We start from the raw sequence: 21042 nt of genomic DNA, 5'->3' as shown, positions 1-21042 counted from the left end.
GTTTGTGTTAAACAATAACCTGACGCAGTTGAGATGGTAAGGTAAGATACAAGGCGCATCGTTACTGATGCGCTTTTTTTCGTTTAGGTAGCAGTTTTAACGCGCAGCAGCACGAATGGCTGTCGCAAGGAATGCTGGGTTTATTTAGACCTGCGCAACAGTTTTAATCCATATTACAGCGGAGTATTGTCACATTATGATGGACAATTTACGCGCGGCTGCTAATAACGTCGTGCTCAAAATCCTTCTGGCCCTGATCATGTTGTCCTTTATCCTGACCGGGGTTGGCAGCTATCTGATTGGTGGTTCCAACGACTTTGCAGCCAAAGTTAATGGCCAAGAGATTAGTCGTGCTCAGTTAGAACAGGCTGTACAGAGTGAGCGTGGCCGCTTGCAGCAGCAACTAGGTGAACAGTTCTCCGCGCTGGCCGCGAACGAAGGCTACATGCAGCAACTGCGCCAGCAGGTTCTCGGTCAGTTGGTCAACAACATGTTACTTGACCAATACGCCCAAAAACTGGGCCTGACTGCCAGCGATGAACAAGTCAAAGATGCCATTCGTCAGGCACCTTATTTCCAGACCGATAATAAGTTCGATAATAATAAATATCTCGAACTGGTTAACCGGATGGGCTACACCCCCGATCAATTCGCGCAATTACAGCGTCAGCAACTCATCAATCAACAGTTGCTACAAGCCTTTGGGGATACTGGCTTTGTACTGCCTATCGAAGCACAGGCAATGTCAGAGCTGATTTTGCAGCAACGTGAAGTTCGTCTGGCAACGATTGATCTCAAAGCACTTCAGGCGCAGCAGAAAGTCACTGATGAAGAGCTGAAAGCCTATTACGACCAGAACAAAAATAGCTTCATTGCACCGGAACAGATGAAAATCAGTTTCATTGCGATGGATGCCGCAGCGATGCAGGACAAAATTACTGTCACTGAAGAAGATATCGCCGCGTATTACGATCAGCATAAAAGCAGCTATACCCAACCAGAACGCCGTAACTACAGTGTTATTCAATTTAAGAATGAAGCTGAAGCCAAAGCAGCACTGGAGGAGTTGAAAAAAGGTGCTGATTTTGCCGCGATGGCAAAAGAGAAATCTACCGATATCATCTCCCGCAAAAATGGGGGAGATCTGGGATGGTTGGAACCAGAGACAACGGCTGATGAGCTGAAACAAGCGAAGTTGAGCGAAAAAGGTCAGTTATCTGACGTGGTTAAATCCTCTGTTGGTTATCTGATTGTTCGCTTAAACGACATTAAGCCAGAACAGGTTAAGCCGCTGTCAGAAGTGCATGACGCGCTGGCGAAACAGGTTAAGCAGGAAAAAGCTGTTGATGCCTATTACGCGTTGCAGCAAAAAGTGAGTGAAGCAGCAACCAGCGATAACGAATCTCTGGCTTCAGCTGAAGAGGCCGCTGGCGCTAAAGCTAAGCACACAGATTGGTTTACCCGTGATTCAATACCTGCCGAAGTGAATTTCAAACCAGTGGCGCAGGCTATCTTTGACGGTGGCTTGATAGGTGAGAATGGCGCACCGGGTAGTAACTCAGATGTCATCACTGTTGATGGTGACCGTGCTTTCGTTATCCGTATCGATGGCCATAAACCTGAAGGCATTGAACCATTCGAGCAAGTTCGTGATCAGGTCGCTGAACTAGTGAAACGTCAGAAAGCAGAACAGCTGGCACGTGTTGATGGTGAGAAGATCCTCACTGCGCTGAAACAAGGCAAAGGCGAAGAGGCCATGAAAGCCGCTGGTATCAGCTTTGGCGAGAAGAAAACCTTGTCACGAGCGCCAGATGATGACCAATTAGTGCAGACGATCTTTACATTGCCTCATCCGCAAAAAGATCAGCCAGTCTATGGCTTGTCTCAGGATCGTCAGGACAATATCGTACTGATTGAACTGTTGTCGGTGACTGCGGGTAAATTACCGGAAGGCGAAATGAAAACCTTCATTGCTAAAATGCAGGAAGGGTCTAGCGGTGTGACCTTTGATGCATTGATGGCGAACCTACACAAACAGGCCACCATCAAGATGGGGCCTGCGGAGCAACAGCAGCCGCAGTAATAACTGCAATAGTTCTCGCATTCATTTGCAACTCGATGTAACAACGAAAGGTCGCTTTGGCGACCTTTCGCATATCTGAAATCTGCCCTTTGCGATTAACAAGCGGTTGCGGCAAGGTAGCCATGCTGTCAAACACAAGGAGGATACAGCATGAAATTTATAGGAAAATTGTTCGTTATAGCGGCATTGTTGGTCGGTATTAATATCCCACAGATAGCTTACGCCGCACCGGCTAGCTCCACCAGCGCCCCTCAGGATAAGGCGCTCAATCAGTCTGGTGATGCCGCGAAGCATAGTCCGGTAAAAGCGAACAATACGCTGACCAAAGCGGCTGAGAAGAGGAGCGGGCAGGCTAGTACCACAGTATCTGCGGGCAATCCATCGGATAACCTACCGGGCCAGGTCAATATTAATAGTGCTAATGCGGAGCAACTGGCACAGCAGCTAAGCGGAATTGGTAAGAAGAAGGCGGAAGCCATTATTGCTTATCGTGAGCAGTTTGGTCCTTTCACTGATACGGAGCAACTGCTTGAAGTTCCCGGTATTGGCCCCTCGTTCTTGGAGCGCAACAGCCGCAAACTTAAAATGTAGACTTGGCTTGTCGCGAGTAAACGAAGTTGTAGCGAATAACTGAGTTTGTAGCGAGTAGACTCAGGGGGCGGGTAAGTGCTGGTGAGTATTTGCCTGACCCTTTCGCTGCACAAATAGCTGCCAACTTCTCATAATGTAAGCCGCAGCTGTCAGGGAAAACTGTGATGTTGGTCCAGATTATATTGTAAGCACGCTATAAGTTTATTTTCCTCTGCTAATCTTGCATTGAGGTCATACCAGTTGTGTTAGTTACCCTATAACTTTTATCACTGTTTGGAGAAGCTCGCCGTCATGCATACACATATTAAAGTCAGGGGTTTCCATATTGATGTTTTTCAACACGTTAATAATGCCCGCTATTTAGAGTTTCTCGAAGAAGCGCGCTGGGAATGGCTGGATGGAGAGCCGGCAGCTCAATGGATGGCAGAGCACCAAATTGCTTTTATCGTGGTTAATATCAATATCAGCTACCGTCGGCCAGCAGTATTGGGTGATCTGTTGCGGATTGATAGCCAACTGTTAAGACTAAACGGTAAAAGCGGTGTGATGAAACAGGTGGTTTCGCTGGAGCCAGACTCTATTCCTGTCGCGGATGCTGAATTGACCTTTGTCTGTATTGACCTGCGTAGCCAGAAGGCGTTGCCGATTGAGGGGGAATTGCGTGAAAAGTTGCAAGAATTTGTCAACCGAGGTCTATGAGTGGGAGATTGAACTACTGCTGATAGAGATAGACTCCTCGCTCCCATAGAGCGAGGCTATAACTTAGGGCGCGGTAGTGATCAGTGCAAGTAGTTGCAGGACGATGAGATAGTCAAACCAGCCCGGTTTTTTGTTTCAGGCTCAATAACACATTGGGCTTATTGGCTAGATAGAACGCCAGTCCTTTAGCGCGCAAGTGGCAGGCGGCACACTCGCCGCAGCCATCGCCCTGAATTCCGTTATAACAGGTGAGGGTATCGTTACGGACACGATCGAGTTGCTGATAATAATCCGCCAATGCCCATGTTTCGGCTTTATCCAGCCACATCAGCGGGGTGATGAAAGCGATATCTCGGCCAATACCTAAATCGATAGCGTGATTAAGTGCCTTAACGAACTCATCACGACAATCAGGGTAGCCGGAGAAGTCGGTCTCGCAGACACCGGTGATCACCGCCTGTGCTTGCACTTGATAAGCATAGATAGCGGCCAGTGTTAGGAAGAGAATATTACGGCCAGGAACAAAGGTGCTGGGAACTGCATCAGTATCTTCTTCATTATAAGTCGGCACAGGGATGCTGTCTCGGGTCAGGCTGCTGACGGCTAATTCGTTGAGCATACCAACATCCAATACTTTATGTGCCTTAGCACCAAGTTGCGTGGCAAGCTCGTGAGCAACCTCTATCTCTGCGCGGTGGCGTTGCCCATAATCGAACGTAATACAGTGGACTTCATCATATTGCTGTAATGCTTGAATTAAGCAGGTCGTGGAGTCTTGTCCACCACTAAAAACAACTACGGCACGTCTCATACTCTGACCTCGTACGGCTGTGGTTTTGAAAGAGCAAACCCACAGCAAGAATTAAGAACTGGCCGTATGGTACTCAGTTCGCGCACTAAAAGGTAGCAACCCGTGTTTGGTGGTCAGTCTATAGTTGGCGCTATAGACTGTAGTTGGTGATCTGATTGTAATTAGTGATCAGATTGTAGTTAGTGACCAGATTGTAGTTAGTGATCAATTTGTCGCAGGGGGCAACCATGCCTGGCTGAAGTCGAACCAGCCATAAGCAGTCAATGTCACACCATTAATTCGTGGTGGGGCATTGACCTGATATTGGTAGTTGAATAACGGCAGAATCAGTCCGGACAGCATCAGATCATTGTAATATGCCTGTAATTGGCGAAAGCGTTCTGGTGCTAGTTCAATTTGCTGAATATCTGTCAGTGTTTCTTGCTGCTGAATTAATTGCTCAGGAGAGAGAATACCGCGCCACAGTGGATCAAGTCTGAGCCAGCTCTCCATTGTGGCTTCGGGAGATTCACCAACCAGATGATCAGCTAATAATAGATCTGCGCTTTCAATTTGGTGAGTGCCTTGCCACCGCTTATCGTGGCTGGCTCGGATCTCTAATGTGCAACCCTGTGCCGCCAATACTGTTTTTAACTGTTCGGCGACACTCTTAAGTTCCATCGGTGGTTGGTAAGTCAGTATCAGATGTGTGGGTAGTGGTGGATTATCATCAGACGTAAACTGCGGAATCGGCCAACCTGGCAGCATTTCATGGCTGGGGGTTATCACTCCGCGACGCACTGACAGCTCTTCTAAAATACCGGAAGTTTGCACGAGCATCAGTAATTTGGCTGTTTGCTGCGGTGTTATGTTACTGAGGTGTCGGTTGATCGCCAGATAACAAAAACCGAGACTCATGCTGCGCTGGACTGGGCGGGCCAACGGAAAATCCTCTTCCTGACCGATGGTGATACGTACTGGATGCTGGCAACCACCTTCAGTCGATTGCCCCACCAGACTTGGCGTTATCCAGTATTCGATGATCTCCAGATAAGGGTGTTGCAAATGATAAAACTCATGTTGCTCCAGCCGCACCAGATGCTGGTCGAAAGTCGCCAACTTAAATGGGCCAGCCCCCAACAATGGATCGTCTGGATGAAACAGTCGGCAGGGTAAATCTGCTAACCGATGTGCCAGCCAATAATCAGGTTTGGAAAGGGTGAATTTTAAGCATAAAGCATGGGGGAGGGTGATCGCTGAAATATTGGTAAAACTGGCTTGGCTACGTCGATTGTTCCGCAGCAGCGCCAGTGTTTGCAATAATTGTTCTCCGCGAATGTGCTCGCCATTATGCCAACGCAATTGGCTGCGTAAGAAAAATTGCCAGGTTAAGCCGTCATCACTGACTTGCCAGTGATGGGCCAGATCCGGTTTTGGCTGCGGGTCACCAGTGTTAAAGCGGGTCAGTCCTGCGTGCAAAGTATAAACCAGATGTTGCTCTGCCCGACCAGTGACGATCATCGGATTTAGGGGTTCAAGCTCACGGTAATAAGGAATACGCAGGATTGGGCTATCTGCTTGCCACTGCCCCCCCATATGAGGGTTTAGTAAAGTTTGTAGACGTTCCGGTTCAAGCTGGGCCAAGGCAAGGGCGGCCTGATGATCACCTTGCTCAAGGAACATTTTCAGGTAGGTTGCCCGCAGTGCATCGGGGCTTTTCAGACATTGCAGCTGCGCACGTTTTCCTCGGCCAACCTGTGAATGCCAACTGAGCCACTCATTCGACTGTAGCTGCTGGATCAGAGTGCGGGCATGTCGTTCGCTGCAAAATAGCAAGCCTGCCAGTTCACCAACTGTAGTGGCAGCGGCTTGATCGCCAAATTTTTGATACAACCGTTGATATTGGGTGAGCCGGTGAATTATGCGCACAATTAAATCCGGAATAGTTTAAATTATTTGTTCACTATTAGTTCAGTAAATAATACGCCATAATTTTATCCATACCACCAGTTTTATTCTCAGTGAGGTTTTGAATGTACCGTTTAGCCGCTTTTGATATGGATGGAACCTTACTGATGCGCGACCATAATATTGGTGGTGCGACATTGAATGCCTTGCATCAGTTAGTCGAGAGTGGGGTGATTCTGACCTTCGCTACCGGGCGACACTATATTGATATGAAAGGGATTCTTTCTCATTCAGGAATTAACGGTTACTTGATTACCGGTAATGGTACGCGGGTAGCGGATCTGGATGGAGCCCCGTTATATGGCATGGATTTACCTGCTGAGCTGGTGGAGTTTGTGCTGCGCACCCCTTGGCAGACAAATGCCAGTATCCACTTATTCCGCGATGAGGGTTGGTTTACCGATTGCAATGACGCCGCGCTATTAACCGCCCATAAAACCAGTGGATTCCAGTTCCAACTCACGGCGTTGGATGCATTGCCGCTGACCGGTAATCACAAGATCTGTTTTATTGCCTCACACCAAGAGTTAACCGAGCTTAAAACTCAGCTAGAACAACAGATGGGCGGCAAAGCTGACTTCTGTTTCTCCGCCGCCGAATGTCTTGAAGTGCTCCCTCGTGGCTGTAATAAAGGGGCGGCGTTGGAACGATTAAGCCATCATCTTGATTTGACCCTGGCAGATTGTATGGCATTTGGTGATGCAATGAATGATAAAGAGATGCTGTCACGGGTGGGGCGCGGCTTGGTGATGGGAAATGCACTACCGCAATTGAAGCAAGAATTACCCCATTTACAGATTATTGGTCGCTGCGAGCAGCAAGGCGTCGCGCACTATTTGCACCATTGGCTAAGTTCACCACACCTCACCTATTCCCCCGAATTCTGAGGTTTATACCCCGAGTTCTGATGCTACAACATCAATGACTTTGGGTATGGCTATTAGCCAGCCGGATAACCATCCGGTTTTTTTCTTCTCAAAGGGGGCTGTTGCAAGCCCCCTTGATCGGCAAACTACAGATTATTTAGCTCATTGCGAAATGGGGTTAAATCACCAATGTTAGTGCTCACCCACTGGGTGTCGTAGTAGGTATCAAGATAGCGCTCACCGCTGTCACAGAGTAACGTCACAATCGCGCCGGTTTTTCCCTGCTCGCGCATCTGTTTGGCTAATTGTAATGCTCCCCAGACGTTAGTCCCCGTTGATGCCCCCACTTTGCGCCCCAGAATGCCCTCCAGCCAATGGATGGTTGCCACACTGGCGGCATCCGGTACACGCAACATGCTGTCAATTACCTCAGGAATAAATGAAGGTTCAGCCCGTGGGCGGCCTATCCCTTCAATGCGGCTACCACAACTGCCGGTGACTGTGCGATCACGGTTGCAGAAGCAGTCATAAAATACCGAGTTTTCCGGATCGACAACCATTAGTTGGGTATCATGCCCTTGATAGCGGATATAGCGGCCTAACGTGGCGGAAGTGCCGCCGGTGCCGGCGCTCATCACAATGTAGTCCGGGACAGGGAAGGGTTCGCGGGCCATCTGGCGGAAGATACTGTCGGCAATGTTATTATTGCCGCGCCAGTCGGTTGCTCGCTCCGCAAAAGTGAACTGATCCATATAGTGGCCATTCAACTCACGGGCCAACTGCTCCGATGCAGCATAGATTTGCCCTGCGTGGTCGACAAAATGACAGCGACCACCGTAGAAGGCAATTTGCTCAACTTTTCGTCGAGCGGTGCAACTTGGCATGACGGCAATAAATGGCAAGCCAATCAGGCGAGCAAAATAGGCTTCAGATACCGCCGTGCTGCCGGAAGAGGCCTCAATTATCGTGGTGCCTTCGGTGATCCAGCCATTACATAGGCCATAGAGGAACAATGAGCGGGCCAGGCGGTGCTTTAAGCTACCGGTAGGATGGGTGCTCTCATCTTTCAAATAGAGATAAATGCCGGGAAAAGCAGGTAGATTTAGGCGGATCAGGTGAGTATCAGCGGAGCGTTGAAAATCAGCTTCTATTTCACTGATAGCATTTTTTACCCAAGTGTTGGTCATTTGGCAGCCTGCGATATAAATAGCAATTTAATGATTGTTATATTATCGGTTATCAAAGAAAAAAACGTTGCCATTTTTCCTTCTTTATCGCCAAATGATAGAAAACTATTCCATGGATAATGGCTATGCTAGATAAAACAGACCGCAAGCTGCTCTGTATGTTGCAAAAAGATTGCACTCAATCACTGCAAGTCTTGGCTGAGGCCGTCAATTTGACCTCCACGCCATGTTGGAAACGCCTAAAGCGCCTCGAGGATGAGGGTTTTATCCGTGGGCGAGTGGCGTTGCTGGACAGTGAAAAGTTGGGCTTAGGGCTGACGGCATTTGTGCTGATTAAGACGCAGCAGCATAATAGCGATTGGTATCAGGCATTCGTCGAGTTCATCCAGAAAATGCCTGAGGTGCTGGCGTTCTATCGGATGGCGGGTGAATATGACTATCTGATGCAAGTAGAGGTTGCCGATATGAAAAGTTACGACAATTTTTACAAACGCATGGTGAATGGCGTGCCGGGACTGATTGATGTGACATCGAGTTTTGCGATGGAAAAGATCAAATACACCACTATGTTGCCGATCCCTGAGTAAAAAATTTTTGAATAAAAAGTCATTTTAACGATGGTATCCTACTCCCTCATTGATTGCGTATAGCAAGAAGAATACCGATGCTATTCGGTGTCAGACCATGGAATAAGACTGCGTGAGATTGTTTGCACAATTAGGCTGGTATTTCCGCCGAGAGTGGCGTCGCTATGTAGGCGCGGTGTTGCTGCTGATCATTATTGCTATCTTGCAATTGTTGCCACCAAAGCTGGTTGGGGTAATTGTGGATGGCATCAGTACCAAACAGATGTCGACCGACAGGCTACTGATGTGGATCGGGGTGATGCTGGTGACGGCAATCGTGGTCTATCTACTGCGCTATGTCTGGCGCGTGCTACTCTTCGGCGCATCCTACCAATTGGCGGTGGAGTTACGATCGAACTTCTATCGCCAACTCAGCCGCCAGGCCCCCGGCTTCTATTTACGTCACCGCACCGGCGACTTAATGGCACGCGCCACGAATGATGTCGATCGCGTGGTTTTTGCCGCCGGTGAGGGGGTGTTGACGCTGGTGGATTCGCTGGTGATGGGCTGTGTGGTATTGATTGTGATGAGCACCCAAATCAGCTGGCAATTGACATTGTTGTCGCTGCTACCCATGCCGGTGATGGCGATAGTGATCAAATATTATGGCGACCAACTGCACCAGCGCTTTAAATCGGCGCAGGGCGCATTTTCTAGCCTCAATAATCAGGCGCAAGAGAGTTTGACCAGCATCCGCATGATTAAAGCTTTTGGTCTGGAAGATAATCAATCACAGCAATTTGCGCAGGTTGCCGCCGAAGCGGGCGCGAAGAACATGTATGTTGCGCGCATTGATGCCCGTTTTGATCCGACCATTTATATTGCTATCGGCATCGCTAATTTATTAGCCATCGGCGGTGGTAGCTGGATGGTGGTTAACCACAGCATTACCTTAGGGCAGTTGACCAGTTTTGTGATGTATCTGGGGTTAATGATCTGGCCGATGTTGGCGTTGGCGTGGATGTTCAATATTGTCGAACGCGGCAGCGCGGCCTATAGCCGTATCCGTAGTTTGTTGGAAGAGGCGCCGGTGGTAAAAGATGGTGAGATCGAATTATCTAACGGGCGTGGCACATTAGCGGTAAACATTCGGCATTTCTATTATCCGGGGGCTGAACAGCCCGCATTACATGATGTCGCGCTGAAGTTGGCTCCGGGGCAGATGTTGGGGCTATGTGGGCCGACGGGGTCCGGTAAAAGCACCTTGCTGGCATTAATTCAGCGGCAATTTGATATTGATGATGGCGCTATTAGTTATCAGGGACATGCGCTGTCGGATATTCGTTTGCATGACTGGCGCGGGCGCTTATCCGTAGTCAGTCAGACGCCATTCCTCTTCTCTGACACCGTGGCGGGCAATATTGCGTTAGGTAAACCTGATGCCACTCAAGAACAAATTGAGCGGGCCGCGCGTTTAGCCAGTGTCCATGAGGATATTTTGCGCCTTCCTCAAGGGTATGACACTGAAGTGGGCGAGCGCGGCGTGATGTTATCAGGCGGGCAGAAACAGCGCATTTCCATTGCCCGAGCGCTGCTTCTGGAGACTGAAATTCTGATTCTTGATGATGCACTCTCTGCGGTTGATGGTCAGACCGAACATGAAATCTTAAAAAATCTGCGCCTTTGGGGCGAACATCGCACCGTGATTATTAGCGCCCATCGGCTCTCCGCTTTGACGGAGGCCAGTGAAATTCTGGTGATGCAACATGGCGGTGTGATGCAGCGTGGTACACATAATTTATTGGTCAATCAATCGGGTTGGTATCGCGAGATGTACCGCTATCAACAACTGGAAGCGGCATTAGATGATGGTGAGCCGGAGGCCAAAACCGATGAGTAAACCTCAGCAACTTTGGCCAACACTAAAACGGCTGCTCTCCTATGGTTCGCCGTATCGAAAACCATTAGGGCTGGCGGTCTTGATGCTCTGGGTTGCCGCTGCCGCTGAAGTCAGTGGCCCACTGTTGATCAGCTATTTTATTGACCACGTGGTGGCGAAAGGCACCTTGCCGCTCGGTTTGGTGAGTGGGCTGGCATTGGCATATCTGTTGCTGCAACTGCTGGCTGCGACCTTGCACTATTTTCAGGCGCTGCTGTTTAATCGTGCTGCAGTCGGCGTGGTTCAGCGGTTGCGCATTGAAGTGATGGATGCGGCTTTGCGCCAACCGCTCAGTGCTTTTGATACCCAGCCGGTGGGGCAATTGATTTCCCGCGTAACTAATGACACTGAAGTTATCAAAGATTTATATGTGATGGTGGTCTCTACAGTGCTAAAAAGTGCCGCGTTAATCGGCGCAATGCTGGTGGCGATGTTCAGTCTGGATTGGCGCATGGCGCTGATTTCAATCTGCATTTTCCCTGCGGTATTGGTAGTGATGGCGATTTATCAGCGCTATAGCACCCCCGTGGTGCGGCGGGTTCGGGCCTATCTGGCTGACATCAACGACGGCTTTAATGAAGTGATTAATGGCATGGGTGTTATTCAGCAGTTTCGCCAGCAAGCGCGCTTCGGCGAGCGGATGGAGTCAGCCAGTCGCGCGCATTATATGGCGCGGATGCAAACTTTGCGCCTGGAGGGGTTTCTTTTACGCCCGCTGCTGAGTCTGTTCTCTGCCATGGTGCTATGCGGTTTGTTGTTGCTGTTCGGTTTCAGCCCAGAAGGTTCCGTCGGGGTGGGGGTGCTGTATGCATTTATTAACTATCTGGGGCGCTTAAATGAGCCGTTGATTGAGCTGACATCTCAGCAATCTATCCTGCAACAAGCGGTGGTGGCTGGGGAGCGTATTTTCGATCTGATGGATCGCGCTCAGCAGGGCTATGGCACCGATGACCGTCCGCTGACCAGTGGCCATATTCAGGTGAGGAATGTCAGCTTTGCTTATCGTCACGATAAAATGGTACTGCAAAATATCTCTCTTGATGTGCCGTCGCGTGGATTTATTGCTTTGGTCGGGCATACCGGCAGTGGCAAGAGTACGCTGGCTAATCTGTTGATGGGTTACTACCCGGTGCAGCAAGGGGAGATTCTGCTTGATGGCCGACCACTCTCTGGGTTATCTCACCAGACCTTGCGCCAGGGGGTTGCCATGGTGCAACAAGATCCGGTGGTGTTGGCCGACTCTTTCTTCGCCAATGTGACCTTAGGCCGTGATATTAGTGAGCAGCAAGTTTGGCAAGCGCTGGAGACGGTGCAACTTGCGCCATTAGTCCATGGGCTGCCTGATGGGCTGCACAGTATGCTCGGGGAGCAGGGCAATACCTTGTCAGTCGGGCAGAAACAGCTGCTGGCGATGGCGCGGGTATTGGTACAAGCGCCGCAAATTCTGATTTTGGATGAAGCGACCGCCAATATTGACTCTGGCACTGAGCAGTCGATTCAGCGGGCATTGCAGCTTATCCGCAAAAATACCACTTTGGTCGTGATTGCTCACCGCCTCTCAACCATTGTCGATGCTGATACCATTTTGGTGCTGCACCGTGGTGTGGCAGTTGAACAAGGTAAGCATCAAGAGCTGCTTGCGGCCCATGGGCGCTATTATCAAATGTACCAGTTGCAACTGGTCAGCGAAGATTTAGCGGCTATTGACCAGGTAGAAACTGCGGTTAATTAAGGGATAATCTGCGGGGCCTGGCGGCCTCGCATCACGCCCTGTGCCGCTTCCTAGCCCCATCACCCACCAAATATACCCCCTCAGTACCGCGACAGTTTGCAAGAGAGCGGACATCCCGCACCATAATCTTGCAACGCAATAGCCCATCAATGCGATGGTGCACTTTTGTGACGCGCATCGCACTAATTTGGTGCACAAAAAATACTCAATACTCGCGGTGTAGCCCTGTCAGCAGGGGCTTGATTCTCTCAACGACCCTCTGTTGGTCATTTTCACACTAATTTTCAGCTATCTTTATTTATGGCATAGCCTTTGCTTTGTTTCTTTTGTGGCAGACAGGTGTCTCGTGGAGACTTAAATTCGACTTAGTTCGAGAAGGGGCAAATATGAAGCTGGTTACCGTGGTGATCAAACCATTTAAGCTGGAGGATGTGCGTGAAGCCTTGTCCTCTGTGGGTATTCAGGGGCTGACCGTAACCGAAGTAAAAGGATTTGGTCGCCAGAAAGGACACGCCGAACTCTATCGTGGAGCTGAATATAGCGTCAATTTCTTACCTAAAGTGAAAATTGATATCGCGATTGCCGATGATCAATTAGATGAAGTGATTGATGTGATCAGTAAGGCCGCCTATACCGGCAAAATTGGTGATGGCAAAATTTTCGTTGCTGAATTGCAACGTGTTATTCGCATCCGTACCGGCGAAACCGACGAAGCAGCACTGTAATTTGCAGGCTCAAATTTAGTGAATAGGGATGGGTTGATGATGAAAAAACTTTTATCCGTGTTGGGCCTAAGTTCGGTAGCGATGCTGCCCTCTTTGGCAATGGCTGCTGTACCAGCTGTAGCTGACAAAGCTGATAATGCTTTTATGATGATTTGCACCGCCTTGGTGCTGTTTATGACTGTGCCCGGTATTGCCCTGTTCTACGGCGGCCTGCTGCGTTCCAAAAACGTATTATCAATGATGACCCAGGTCACCGTGACCTTCGCGCTGATCTGCGTACTCTGGATCCTCTACGGTTATAGCCTGGCTTTCAGTACCGGCAATGCCTTCTTCGGCAGCTTCGATATGGCGATGCTGAAAGGTATCGGCCTGACCAGCTTGAGCGGCACCTTCTACCAATACATCCATGTGGTGTTCCAGGCTTCATTCGCCTGTATCACGGTCGCACTGGTGGTGGGTTCATTCGCCGAACGTATTCGTTTCTCTGCGGTATTAATCTTCGCTGTGCTGTGGTTCACCTTCTCCTACCTGCCAATGGCACATATGGTATGGGGCGGCGGCTTCCTGGCAATGGACGGTGCGCTGGACTTTGCCGGTGGTACAGTGGTGCACATTAACGCCGCTATCGCCGGCTTAGTAGGTGCTTACTTACTGGGTAAACGTGCTGGCTTTGGCAAAGAAGCTTTCAAACCACACAACTTACCGATGGTGTTTACCGGTACTGCAATTCTCTATATCGGCTGGTTTGGTTTCAACGCGGGTTCAGCCAGTGCCGCTAACGAAATTGCCGCACTTGCCTTCTTGAACACCGTCGTCGCAACAGCAGGTGCCATTCTCTCTTGGGTCTTTGCTGAGTGGATTTTACGCGGCAAACCCTCCTTACTGGGTGCATGCTCCGGTTGTATCGCCGGTCTGGTTGCGATCACACCAGCGGCAGGTACTGTAGGGGTGGGGGGCGCATTGATTATCGGTCTGGTGGGCGGCGTTGCTGGTCTGTGGGGGGTGGTACTGCTGAAGAAATGGCTGCGAGTGGATGATACTTGCGACGTGTTCGGCGTTCACGGTGTGTGCGGGATTATCGGTTGTATCCTGACGGGCGTCTTCACCTCTGCTTCACTGGGGGGCACCGGTTACGCGGCTGGCGTCACCATGGGCCATCAGGTTGGCGTACAGCTGTTTAGTGTCGGTGTGTGTTTGGTCTGGTCTGGTGTTGTTGCCTTCGTTGCCTTCAAAATTGCTGACCTGGTTGTCGGTCTGCGGGTACCAGAAGAGCAAGAACGCGAAGGTCTGGATGTTAACAGTCACGGCGAAAATGCTTACAACCAATAAGTTAGCTTAGCAAGAAGTTCAGTGGCTCAAAATAGGCTGAGATGTTAGAAAACTAATAATAATGATGATAAGCAGCAGGGGCGATTTCACTATCGCCCCTGTTTTATTTTGGGTATCGAAGTCGCTTTGCGGCGGTATCAGCGATGCAAACGGATCACACCTTCCTGCACGGTAGAGGCAACCAGCACGCCCTGTTGGTTGTAGATCTGCCCGCGAACAAAACCCCGCGCTCCGGAAGCTGAGGTGCTTTCTACGGCATACAGCAACCAGTCATCCAGACGGAATGGCCGGTGGAACCACATTGAATGGTCTATTGTGGCAATCTGCACTCCCGGCTCAAGGAAGCCAATTCCGTGCGGCTGCAAGGCGGTTGGCAGGAAATTGAAGTCAGAAGCATAACCCAGCAAATATTGGTGAACCCGCAAGTCATCCGGCATTTCGCCATTGGCGCGGAACCAGACATAACGATTTGGCTCTTCGACCGAACCTTGCAGCGGGTTGTGGAATTTCACCGGGCGCATCTCAATTGGCTGGTTGCCAATAAACTTTTCCCGCACTTTTTCGGGGATCAAATGTGCAAACTGACGGGCAATGTCACTCTCTGACATCAAACCATCCGGCGAGGGGACCTCCGGCATGCTGTTTTGGTGCTCAAACCCCTCCTCCTGACTCTGAAACGACGCCGTCATGTAGAAGATAGGTTTACCATTCTGAATAGCACTGATCCGGCGGGCACTGAAACTGGTGCCATCACGTAGTGTTTCGACATCATAGATAATCGGCTTACTGCTATCCCCCGGGCGCAAAAAATAGCTGTGGAATGAGTGGACAATCCGATCCATGGGGACGGTTTGTTTTGCAGCATAGATAGCCTGACCGACGACCTGCCCGCCAAACACCTGGCGCAAGCCCAGATCTTCACTTTGGCCACGAAAGATCCCTTCTTCAATTTTTTCCAGATGGAGTAGATCGAGCAGTTTTGCTAATGGCTGGCTCATGTTGTGGCCCTTGATGGTTGAGTTCAGTTACAGTGTGCTGAATCTGTTGGGGGGGCGTCAATATATTGCTGTGATCCCGGTTGTGCTAATGATCATCTTTTAAGGAATAGTCTGATAAATGGCTGAATCTTAGGGCAAACGGAAAGGCTCAGCAGATTGTGCTATAATTAGCGTGCTAGGTGGTTGAAGCCACTTATTAAACACGTGCCTATTCTATGAATAGTCAGCATCTTAATAATAAGAAGGAGTGCGACCTATGAAACCTTGGCAATCAATGAAATTTTGGCGGGTAGCGGGTGGGGCAGCGTTAGTGGTCAGTCTGGCTGGGTGTGCTCACCAAGGCGCTGATGTGCCAGTTCCTGCCCCTGCAGGGGTGACAACCGCAGCAGCACCTATTGCGCAGCCTGCGGTACAAGGGACAGTTAACATCCGCGAGCGCATTGCATTACCACCCGATTCCGTGGTTACGGTAACGCTGTCGGATGCCTCACTGGCTGATGCACCATCACGAGTCATTGCTCAGAAAGCGGTTCGCACTGAGGGCAAACAGGCACCATTTACCTTTACCCTGCCGTTTAACCCATCAGATATCCAGCCAAACGCGCGCATCATTGTGAGTGCGGCGATCACCCATAATGGTCAGTTAATGTTTATCACTGATACCATTCAGGAGGTGATAAACCGTGGAGCCGGGACTCAGGCTAATTTGCTGCTAGTACCTGTAACCTCCGTTGCCATAGAAACTGCACCGGCGACAACCTCAGGCGCTGCAACAATATCAGGCGCTACGACCACACCGTAGCCATCGAAGCGCCGCAGTATAACCACTATGCTGTGGCGCTGAGATTAACGGTACTGCCAACGATATTGCTGTAAATCAATTCTGCCCGTGATATCAATTTGAATGCCCTCGGCCAATAATGCCTTTTTCTGCCTCAGATAATTATCACCAATTAATGATATTTCACCGTGGCGATTAATAACCCGATGCCAAGGCAATGCAGACCCCTGCGGTAAACGCTTTAGAACACCACCAACTTGCCGTGCCGCCCGTGGGGAACCAATTAACCGCGCAATATCACCATAAGTGGTGACCTGCCCGTAGGGGATGGCGGCCACAACCTGGAATACCCGCTGACGAAAACTGTCCATTATCGGTGGGCTATCATGCTCATCCTGATATTCCGCCGTCGTAGATTTATCCTGATTTTTGGGGGAGGTTTCTGATGATGTCACTGCATCCTCTTGCGGCTCTATTATTTGGATAGAGGATAGCGTCGCACGATATAAATAATATCGTCGACTATTTTTTTGCTTGAAGAGAATAGATTAAGCACTTACCTGAGTGTGAGTGCGCAATAAACCACCGGTTAGCTGGTGTTACCTTGCTATTTGGCTGGGCATGGTCGATAATGCCCACCGCTCCAGAGTACAAGGGGCCGTTAACGTCAATGGAGGTCCTGTTGGTTCTCCCGCAACACTAACTTGTGAACTCGGTCAGATCCGGAAGGAAGCAGCCGTAGCAGGCGAGGTGTGTGCCGGGATGTAGCTGGCAGGGCCTCCACCACTTCTGATGTATAGATGTTTTATCTTGTTGAGTTTGTCTGCTTATCTGAAGTCTCTTCCCCCCTGATAGCTATCTACTTTAAATCTTCCCATCCTATTCGTCAGACATTGCAGAACAGGCTGAGTATTGAACAGAAGAATAAGATTCTTCTCATTCCCCATTGGTTTGAACTTTCTATTTATGCATTCAATATGACATATGATTAATAATGTCTTGAAACTATTAGCGGTCAGACAAAATTTTAATAAATAGAGCGCTGAATCATTTTTACTTAAATATTTTTACAGCATCCTGATAAGTCACAGGATTTCACCTAAGCGCGGGTACGCAATAGCGCGGGATTAAAGTTAACCTTCAATACCGTCGTTTTATCTAAGAAATTTATCTCAAATTAACAAACGTAAAAATCGCCTAGCCCATTGAAGCCGATAGTGTTTATCGGCTCAACGTTGTTGTGTCTTAACCAGCGTTAAGCGGACTATTTCACATGCTGCCAAACTGTAGGTGGAATTTTATCATAAAGCTTATTCATTGTGAGTTCCGCCAGACGATGATCAGCCGCTGAGTAAAATAATTCCAACTCATCGTCGGAAAGTTCGTACTTATTCTTTTCAATTACACGTTCTAGCGTATCAATAGTCGTACACTTTCTTAAACGCATCAGGTAGTCAGTTTTTGTCATGGTGATTTTTCTTCTCGATATACAAATTAATATAGGGAAACTATCCCTTAAGTTTTCATCAGGGTACAGATGTATTCTCCTGAGAAAAGTCTGAATAACCGCTCTTTGGTTTTTTGCCAGCGACGCAATTCAGGATCATTGATCCCGTAACTACTAAACAGAGTATATGTATCGTCTAAATATTCTTCCACTAACTCTGACAGGTCGCCGTCATCCGGGTATTTTATTTTAAAACTCATCACAAATGAAGCTATATGCTCGATCAAATCATTAAGTTGTAGATTTACAGCTGCTGTGGGGTCATTGACCCACCCATGGTGGCTATCACCAAGCGTAGCAATGCCTTCATCATACAAACTCTCACAGAGAAACTTCAACTGGGCAATATCATGCCGCTTAGGCGAGTACTCATCCATATCATCCCCTCCGTAAAGTCTTAATTCGGTGTTGATAACACAATGTGAGTAGATTGATAATCATATAAGCGCAGACGCTTATCGTTAACCTAAATAAGCTTGCCTTGCTATGAATATAAATCATTTCTTCGTTCACCGCGCAACTTTATTACTTAATCTTACAATTCGTCAGCGGTGGACGGCCGATCATTGTTAATGATATCAAAAATGATTTTTTCCGGATGTACAATAAATGTTACAGCATTTGTTAGGGACTCTTCAGTATGGATGTCCAAACAAGGGTTAAAAATATGCCACTGGTAGCAGTAACTCATTGAATAATGGTTGTCTTGCAAATGAGAAATATCAAGAATTTCTAATGAACCAGCTGTGTATCTGGCATTTTCCGAATAATACATTAAGCCGGAAACTAAACTTCCTTCAATTTCACGAATATTATTGTTGATAACCCGCTTCAGCAATGAAATCGGGTAACAGCCTGAAGTGAAGTCGCCAGCTATTTCATTGTTCATTAATTGTCCGCTTATGGTGGTAACATTAATTCATTATTGTATGATCATTGTCGCAAAAAATGCGATGTACTGTATTTCTGCAACTATTTCCATGATTTGAATGAAAAAATTCGCATCTAATGCGATTTTTCAACCAATAGGGTTAGTTAACACCTCGTGAGGTTATTTAGGCCATAAAGTTTCAATAACGCAATTTTGCAATAAAATAACCACCCTGACGAGGATTTCTCATATTTAGGCTTATTAAGCACGATTAAGTTAGCAACACTCTATTAATCTAGAGTGTTCTACGGGTTTGATCAAGAGGAGGGTCGCTACATTACTTTTGTTCTATTGTGTTATTTATCGTGTTGAGAGTGCTAACGACCTATTCTGCTACCAGAGTACCAAATCCCAGCCCACGTTCACCAGTCAGGTATCAGTAAGGAAAGTTTAATTTACTGTAACTAATGATGCAGATACCGCCTGTTTTTCTATCAGTAGAGGGCCAATTCCGTCGGCTGGCCTATGCTATTTGGATCATGGGGTTAACAGTTGTTACTTTTGATACTGATAAGCCAGCGATGTTTTCTTGAATTCACTGATGATATGTGATGTTATAATATAACATAAAATCATCTGTCTTTCTCTGATATGAATAAACACTCTTTCCTTGCCCGGCTGAATCCTTTTCCCGTCTGGTCGCTGTTCTCACTCTCCTCATTACAGCGCATCGGCGCCGTCGCCTTACTCTGCCTATTGTTGTGGTGCGCGATTTATTGGGCGAATGTACTGCCATGATAAATTTGAGAAAAATTGAAATCGGATATGACCGAAATCCACTGACACCGCCCATTGACGGCTGTTTTTCCGCCGGCTCCCTCACTGCCATTATTGGCGCAAATGGGGCAGGAAAATCCACGTTGCTTAAAACACTGGCGGGTTTGCAGCCGGTTGTTACTGGGCAATTAACCTTCGTCGGTGGGCGAGCGCCGCAAATGGCCTATCTTCCCCAACAAACCGAGTTAGATAAACAGTTTCCGATCGCGGTTCAGGATGTGGTCGCGATGGGATGCTGGCCGCAAAGTGGGTTACTTGGTGGGATGAATAATCAATCACGCCAACGAATAAAACAGGCACTTAATATAGTCGGTATGCAGGGTATGGCGCACCAGCCGGTGGGGGAGCTTTCCGGTGGTCAGTTACAAAGAGTATTGTTTGCTCGCCTTTGGGTGCAGCAAGCACCGCTGATTTTGCTTGATGAGCCTTTTACCGGCATCGACAACCAAACAGTGCAGTTGCTCCTCGATGTTCTCCATCAGTTACATCATCAGGGCCGAACCATTATTGCGGTTTTGCACGATATGTCGATGGTGGCTGAGCACTTCCCCGATGCATTGTGGTTAACCTCCCAAGGGTATTGCTGGCAGCATTCGGAGCAGGTTTTAGCCGAATTGCATCGCTCACACAGTGCTTCTTGCGCACTCTCCTGCGCGCCGCAACAGCCCGAACTGCTGAGGATGATCAACCTATGACCTTGATCCATTTACTGATTGATCCTTTTGTCGATTTTGGCTTTATGCGGCGTGCACTGGTGGCTTGTCTGGCGCTCTCGCTCAGTTCAGCCCCTTTAGGCGTTTTTTTATTATTACGGCGAATGAGTTTAGTGGGTGATGCACTGTCTCACGCGGTATTGCCGGGGGCGGCGATAGGCTATTTGATTTCGGGGATGTCACTGGTTGCGATGGGGGTGGGGGGTTTTATTGCCGGATTGGCCGTTGCTGTGATGTCGGGCTGGGTCAGCCGTCGAACACTATTAAAAGAGGATGCCAGTTTTGCCGGTTTCTATCTAGGCTCGCTGGCGCTAGGGGTGACATTAGTCTCACTGCGAGGTTCTAGTATGGACCTGCTCCATGTGTTATTCGGCTCTATTTTGGCAGTTGATACCAACGCCATGACCATGGTGGGTGTTATCACCACATGCTCGATGTTGGCGTTAGCGGCTATTTACCGCGCACTAGTGGTTGAGTCTTTCGATCCTCTCTTTCTGCGGGTCAGCATGGGCCGCTGGTTGATGGTGGTTCACGCGCTATTTTTGTCGTTAGTGGTGCTCAATCTGGTGGCGGGTTTTCAGATCCTCGGCACACTGATGTCGGTCGGACTGATGATGTTACCAGCCGCCAGTGCCCGTTTTTGGGCCAAAAACTTACCCCATACCCTGGGTATCGCCATGGTGATCGGTATGGTTGCCAGCCTCGTTGGCTTGCTGTGGTCCTATTACGCCTCGTTACCTGCCGGCCCGGCAATTGTACTTAGCGCCAGCCTGATTTTCTTTTTATCTATCTTATTTGGAACGCGCGGTGGGGTTTTGGTTACCGTGCGCCGTTAAGCAGTAACTGTTAATAAAGGAGAG

General features: G+C 48.7%; 20 protein-coding genes and 1 other RNA gene. 13 read left to right on the top strand and 8 right to left on the bottom strand.

Translation table 11 applies throughout. The features are described 5' to 3' along the window. The first annotated feature begins 196 nt into the window (after positions 1 to 196). The 3 genes from ppiD to FFE93_RS15785 all read left to right on the top strand — a co-directional run bounded on the left by ppiD (position 197) and on the right by FFE93_RS15785 (position 3373). On the top strand, positions 197 to 2083 hold the full coding sequence (gene ppiD / locus FFE93_RS15795) for a peptidylprolyl isomerase (RefSeq protein WP_138775487.1): 1887 nt from the start codon (positions 197 to 199) through the stop codon (positions 2081 to 2083). A gap of 150 nt (positions 2084 to 2233) precedes the next feature. Further along, positions 2234 to 2674 (top strand): helix-hairpin-helix domain-containing protein, encoded by a 441-nt coding sequence (locus FFE93_RS15790; RefSeq protein WP_138775485.1) that lies wholly within the window; start codon positions 2234 to 2236, stop codon positions 2672 to 2674. A 291-nt stretch (positions 2675 to 2965) separates the two neighbouring features. After that, positions 2966 to 3373: an acyl-CoA thioesterase gene (locus FFE93_RS15785; protein WP_138775483.1), complete on the top strand. Its 408-nt coding sequence runs from the start codon at positions 2966 to 2968 to the stop codon at positions 3371 to 3373. A gap of 112 nt (positions 3374 to 3485) precedes the next feature. Here FFE93_RS15785 and queC read toward each other — a convergent pair whose 3' ends face one another. Further along, positions 3486 to 4184: a 7-cyano-7-deazaguanine synthase QueC gene (gene queC / locus FFE93_RS15780; protein ID WP_049602325.1), complete on the bottom strand. Its 699-nt coding sequence runs from the start codon at positions 4182 to 4184 to the stop codon at positions 3486 to 3488. A gap of 204 nt (positions 4185 to 4388) precedes the next feature. After that, a complete protein-coding gene (locus tag FFE93_RS15775; protein ID WP_138775481.1) occupies positions 4389 to 6092 on the bottom strand; it encodes an SgrR family transcriptional regulator in 1704 nt (567 codons plus the stop codon). 104 nt (positions 6093 to 6196) lie between these two features. Between FFE93_RS15775 and cof the strand changes: the two genes are divergently transcribed. Continuing rightward, complete coding sequence (gene cof / locus FFE93_RS15770) at positions 6197 to 7018, top strand: HMP-PP phosphatase (protein ID WP_054872697.1); 822 nt, start codon at positions 6197 to 6199, stop codon at positions 7016 to 7018. Positions 7019 to 7143: 125 nt separating this feature from the next. Here the strand turns inward: cof and FFE93_RS15765 are convergent, their stop codons facing one another. Then, on the bottom strand, positions 7144 to 8184 hold the full coding sequence (locus FFE93_RS15765; RefSeq protein ID WP_054872696.1) for a PLP-dependent cysteine synthase family protein: 1041 nt from the start codon (positions 8182 to 8184) through the stop codon (positions 7144 to 7146). 125 nt (positions 8185 to 8309) lie between these two features. Here FFE93_RS15765 and FFE93_RS15760 point away from each other — a divergent pair, with 125 nt between their 5' ends. The 5 genes from FFE93_RS15760 to amtB all read left to right on the top strand — a co-directional run bounded on the left by FFE93_RS15760 (position 8310) and on the right by amtB (position 14475). Further along, the gene (locus tag FFE93_RS15760; protein ID WP_032897197.1) at positions 8310 to 8771 is read left to right on the top strand and encodes an Lrp/AsnC family transcriptional regulator; all 462 of its coding nucleotides are present in this window, start codon (positions 8310 to 8312) and stop codon (positions 8769 to 8771) included. 112 nt (positions 8772 to 8883) lie between these two features. Then, positions 8884 to 10650 (top strand): SmdA family multidrug ABC transporter permease/ATP-binding protein, encoded by a 1767-nt coding sequence (locus tag FFE93_RS15755; RefSeq protein ID WP_049602333.1) that lies wholly within the window; start codon positions 8884 to 8886, stop codon positions 10648 to 10650. Then, positions 10643 to 12421: a SmdB family multidrug efflux ABC transporter permease/ATP-binding protein gene (locus FFE93_RS15750; RefSeq protein ID WP_138775479.1), complete on the top strand. Its 1779-nt coding sequence runs from the start codon at positions 10643 to 10645 to the stop codon at positions 12419 to 12421. Before FFE93_RS15755 ends, FFE93_RS15750 begins: the two co-directional genes overlap by 8 nt. Positions 12422 to 12807: 386 nt before the next feature. Further along, positions 12808 to 13146 carry a P-II family nitrogen regulator gene (gene glnK, locus FFE93_RS15745; protein WP_002208627.1) on the top strand — a complete coding sequence of 113 codons (339 nt, stop codon included), beginning with the start codon at positions 12808 to 12810 and terminating at the stop codon, positions 13144 to 13146. A gap of 39 nt (positions 13147 to 13185) precedes the next feature. Continuing rightward, the gene (amtB, locus tag FFE93_RS15740; protein WP_032897241.1) at positions 13186 to 14475 is read left to right on the top strand and encodes an ammonium transporter AmtB; all 1290 of its coding nucleotides are present in this window, start codon (positions 13186 to 13188) and stop codon (positions 14473 to 14475) included. A 137-nt stretch (positions 14476 to 14612) separates the two neighbouring features. Here the strand turns inward: amtB and tesB are convergent, their stop codons facing one another. Continuing rightward, positions 14613 to 15473: an acyl-CoA thioesterase II gene (gene tesB / locus FFE93_RS15735; protein ID WP_049602338.1), complete on the bottom strand. Its 861-nt coding sequence runs from the start codon at positions 15471 to 15473 to the stop codon at positions 14613 to 14615. Between the two features lie 256 nt (positions 15474 to 15729). On the opposite strand from tesB, the gene FFE93_RS15730 reads away from it, so the two are divergent. Further along, a complete protein-coding gene (locus FFE93_RS15730) occupies positions 15730 to 16275 on the top strand; it encodes a YbaY family lipoprotein (RefSeq protein WP_138775476.1) in 546 nt (181 codons plus the stop codon). A 44-nt stretch (positions 16276 to 16319) separates the two neighbouring features. Here FFE93_RS15730 and FFE93_RS15725 read toward each other — a convergent pair whose 3' ends face one another. Next, positions 16320 to 16625 carry an MGMT family protein gene (locus FFE93_RS15725; protein WP_186367721.1) on the bottom strand — a complete coding sequence of 102 codons (306 nt, stop codon included), beginning with the start codon at positions 16623 to 16625 and terminating at the stop codon, positions 16320 to 16322. A gap of 309 nt (positions 16626 to 16934) precedes the next feature. On the opposite strand from FFE93_RS15725, the gene ffs reads away from it, so the two are divergent. Beyond that, positions 16935 to 17031, top strand: an RNA gene (gene ffs / locus FFE93_RS15720) — signal recognition particle sRNA small type. A gap of 487 nt (positions 17032 to 17518) precedes the next feature. On the opposite strand, the gene ymoA is transcribed toward ffs, so the two are convergent. From ymoA to FFE93_RS15705, 3 genes are all read right to left on the bottom strand, one after another. Further along, positions 17519 to 17722 carry an expression modulating protein YmoA gene (gene ymoA, locus FFE93_RS15715; RefSeq protein WP_002208622.1) on the bottom strand — a complete coding sequence of 68 codons (204 nt, stop codon included), beginning with the start codon at positions 17720 to 17722 and terminating at the stop codon, positions 17519 to 17521. A 47-nt stretch (positions 17723 to 17769) separates the two neighbouring features. Further along, entirely contained in the window at positions 17770 to 18138 is a 369-nt protein-coding gene (gene tomB / locus FFE93_RS15710) for an Hha toxicity modulator TomB (RefSeq protein WP_005272706.1), read from the bottom strand. Positions 18139 to 18296: 158 nt separating this feature from the next. Then, on the bottom strand, positions 18297 to 18650 hold the full coding sequence (locus FFE93_RS15705) for a hypothetical protein (RefSeq protein ID WP_005272705.1): 354 nt from the start codon (positions 18648 to 18650) through the stop codon (positions 18297 to 18299). 776 nt (positions 18651 to 19426) lie between these two features. Here FFE93_RS15705 and FFE93_RS15700 point away from each other — a divergent pair. Together FFE93_RS15700 and FFE93_RS15695 are read left to right on the top strand one after the other, a co-directional pair. After that, the gene (locus tag FFE93_RS15700; protein ID WP_049602345.1) at positions 19427 to 20164 is read left to right on the top strand and encodes a metal ABC transporter ATP-binding protein; all 738 of its coding nucleotides are present in this window, start codon (positions 19427 to 19429) and stop codon (positions 20162 to 20164) included. Then, a complete protein-coding gene (locus FFE93_RS15695; RefSeq protein ID WP_032897187.1) occupies positions 20161 to 21018 on the top strand; it encodes a metal ABC transporter permease in 858 nt (285 codons plus the stop codon). The genes FFE93_RS15700 and FFE93_RS15695 overlap by 4 nt, the downstream gene beginning before the upstream one ends. Positions 21019 to 21042: the final 24 nt, after the last annotated feature.

Origin of the sequence: Yersinia sp. KBS0713, assembly GCF_005937895.2 — a bacterium.
Classification (GTDB): domain Bacteria; phylum Pseudomonadota; class Gammaproteobacteria; order Enterobacterales; family Enterobacteriaceae; genus Yersinia; species Yersinia bercovieri.
The sequence above is the reverse complement of the archived record's forward strand: the minus strand, read 5'-3'. Positions and strand labels throughout refer to the sequence as shown.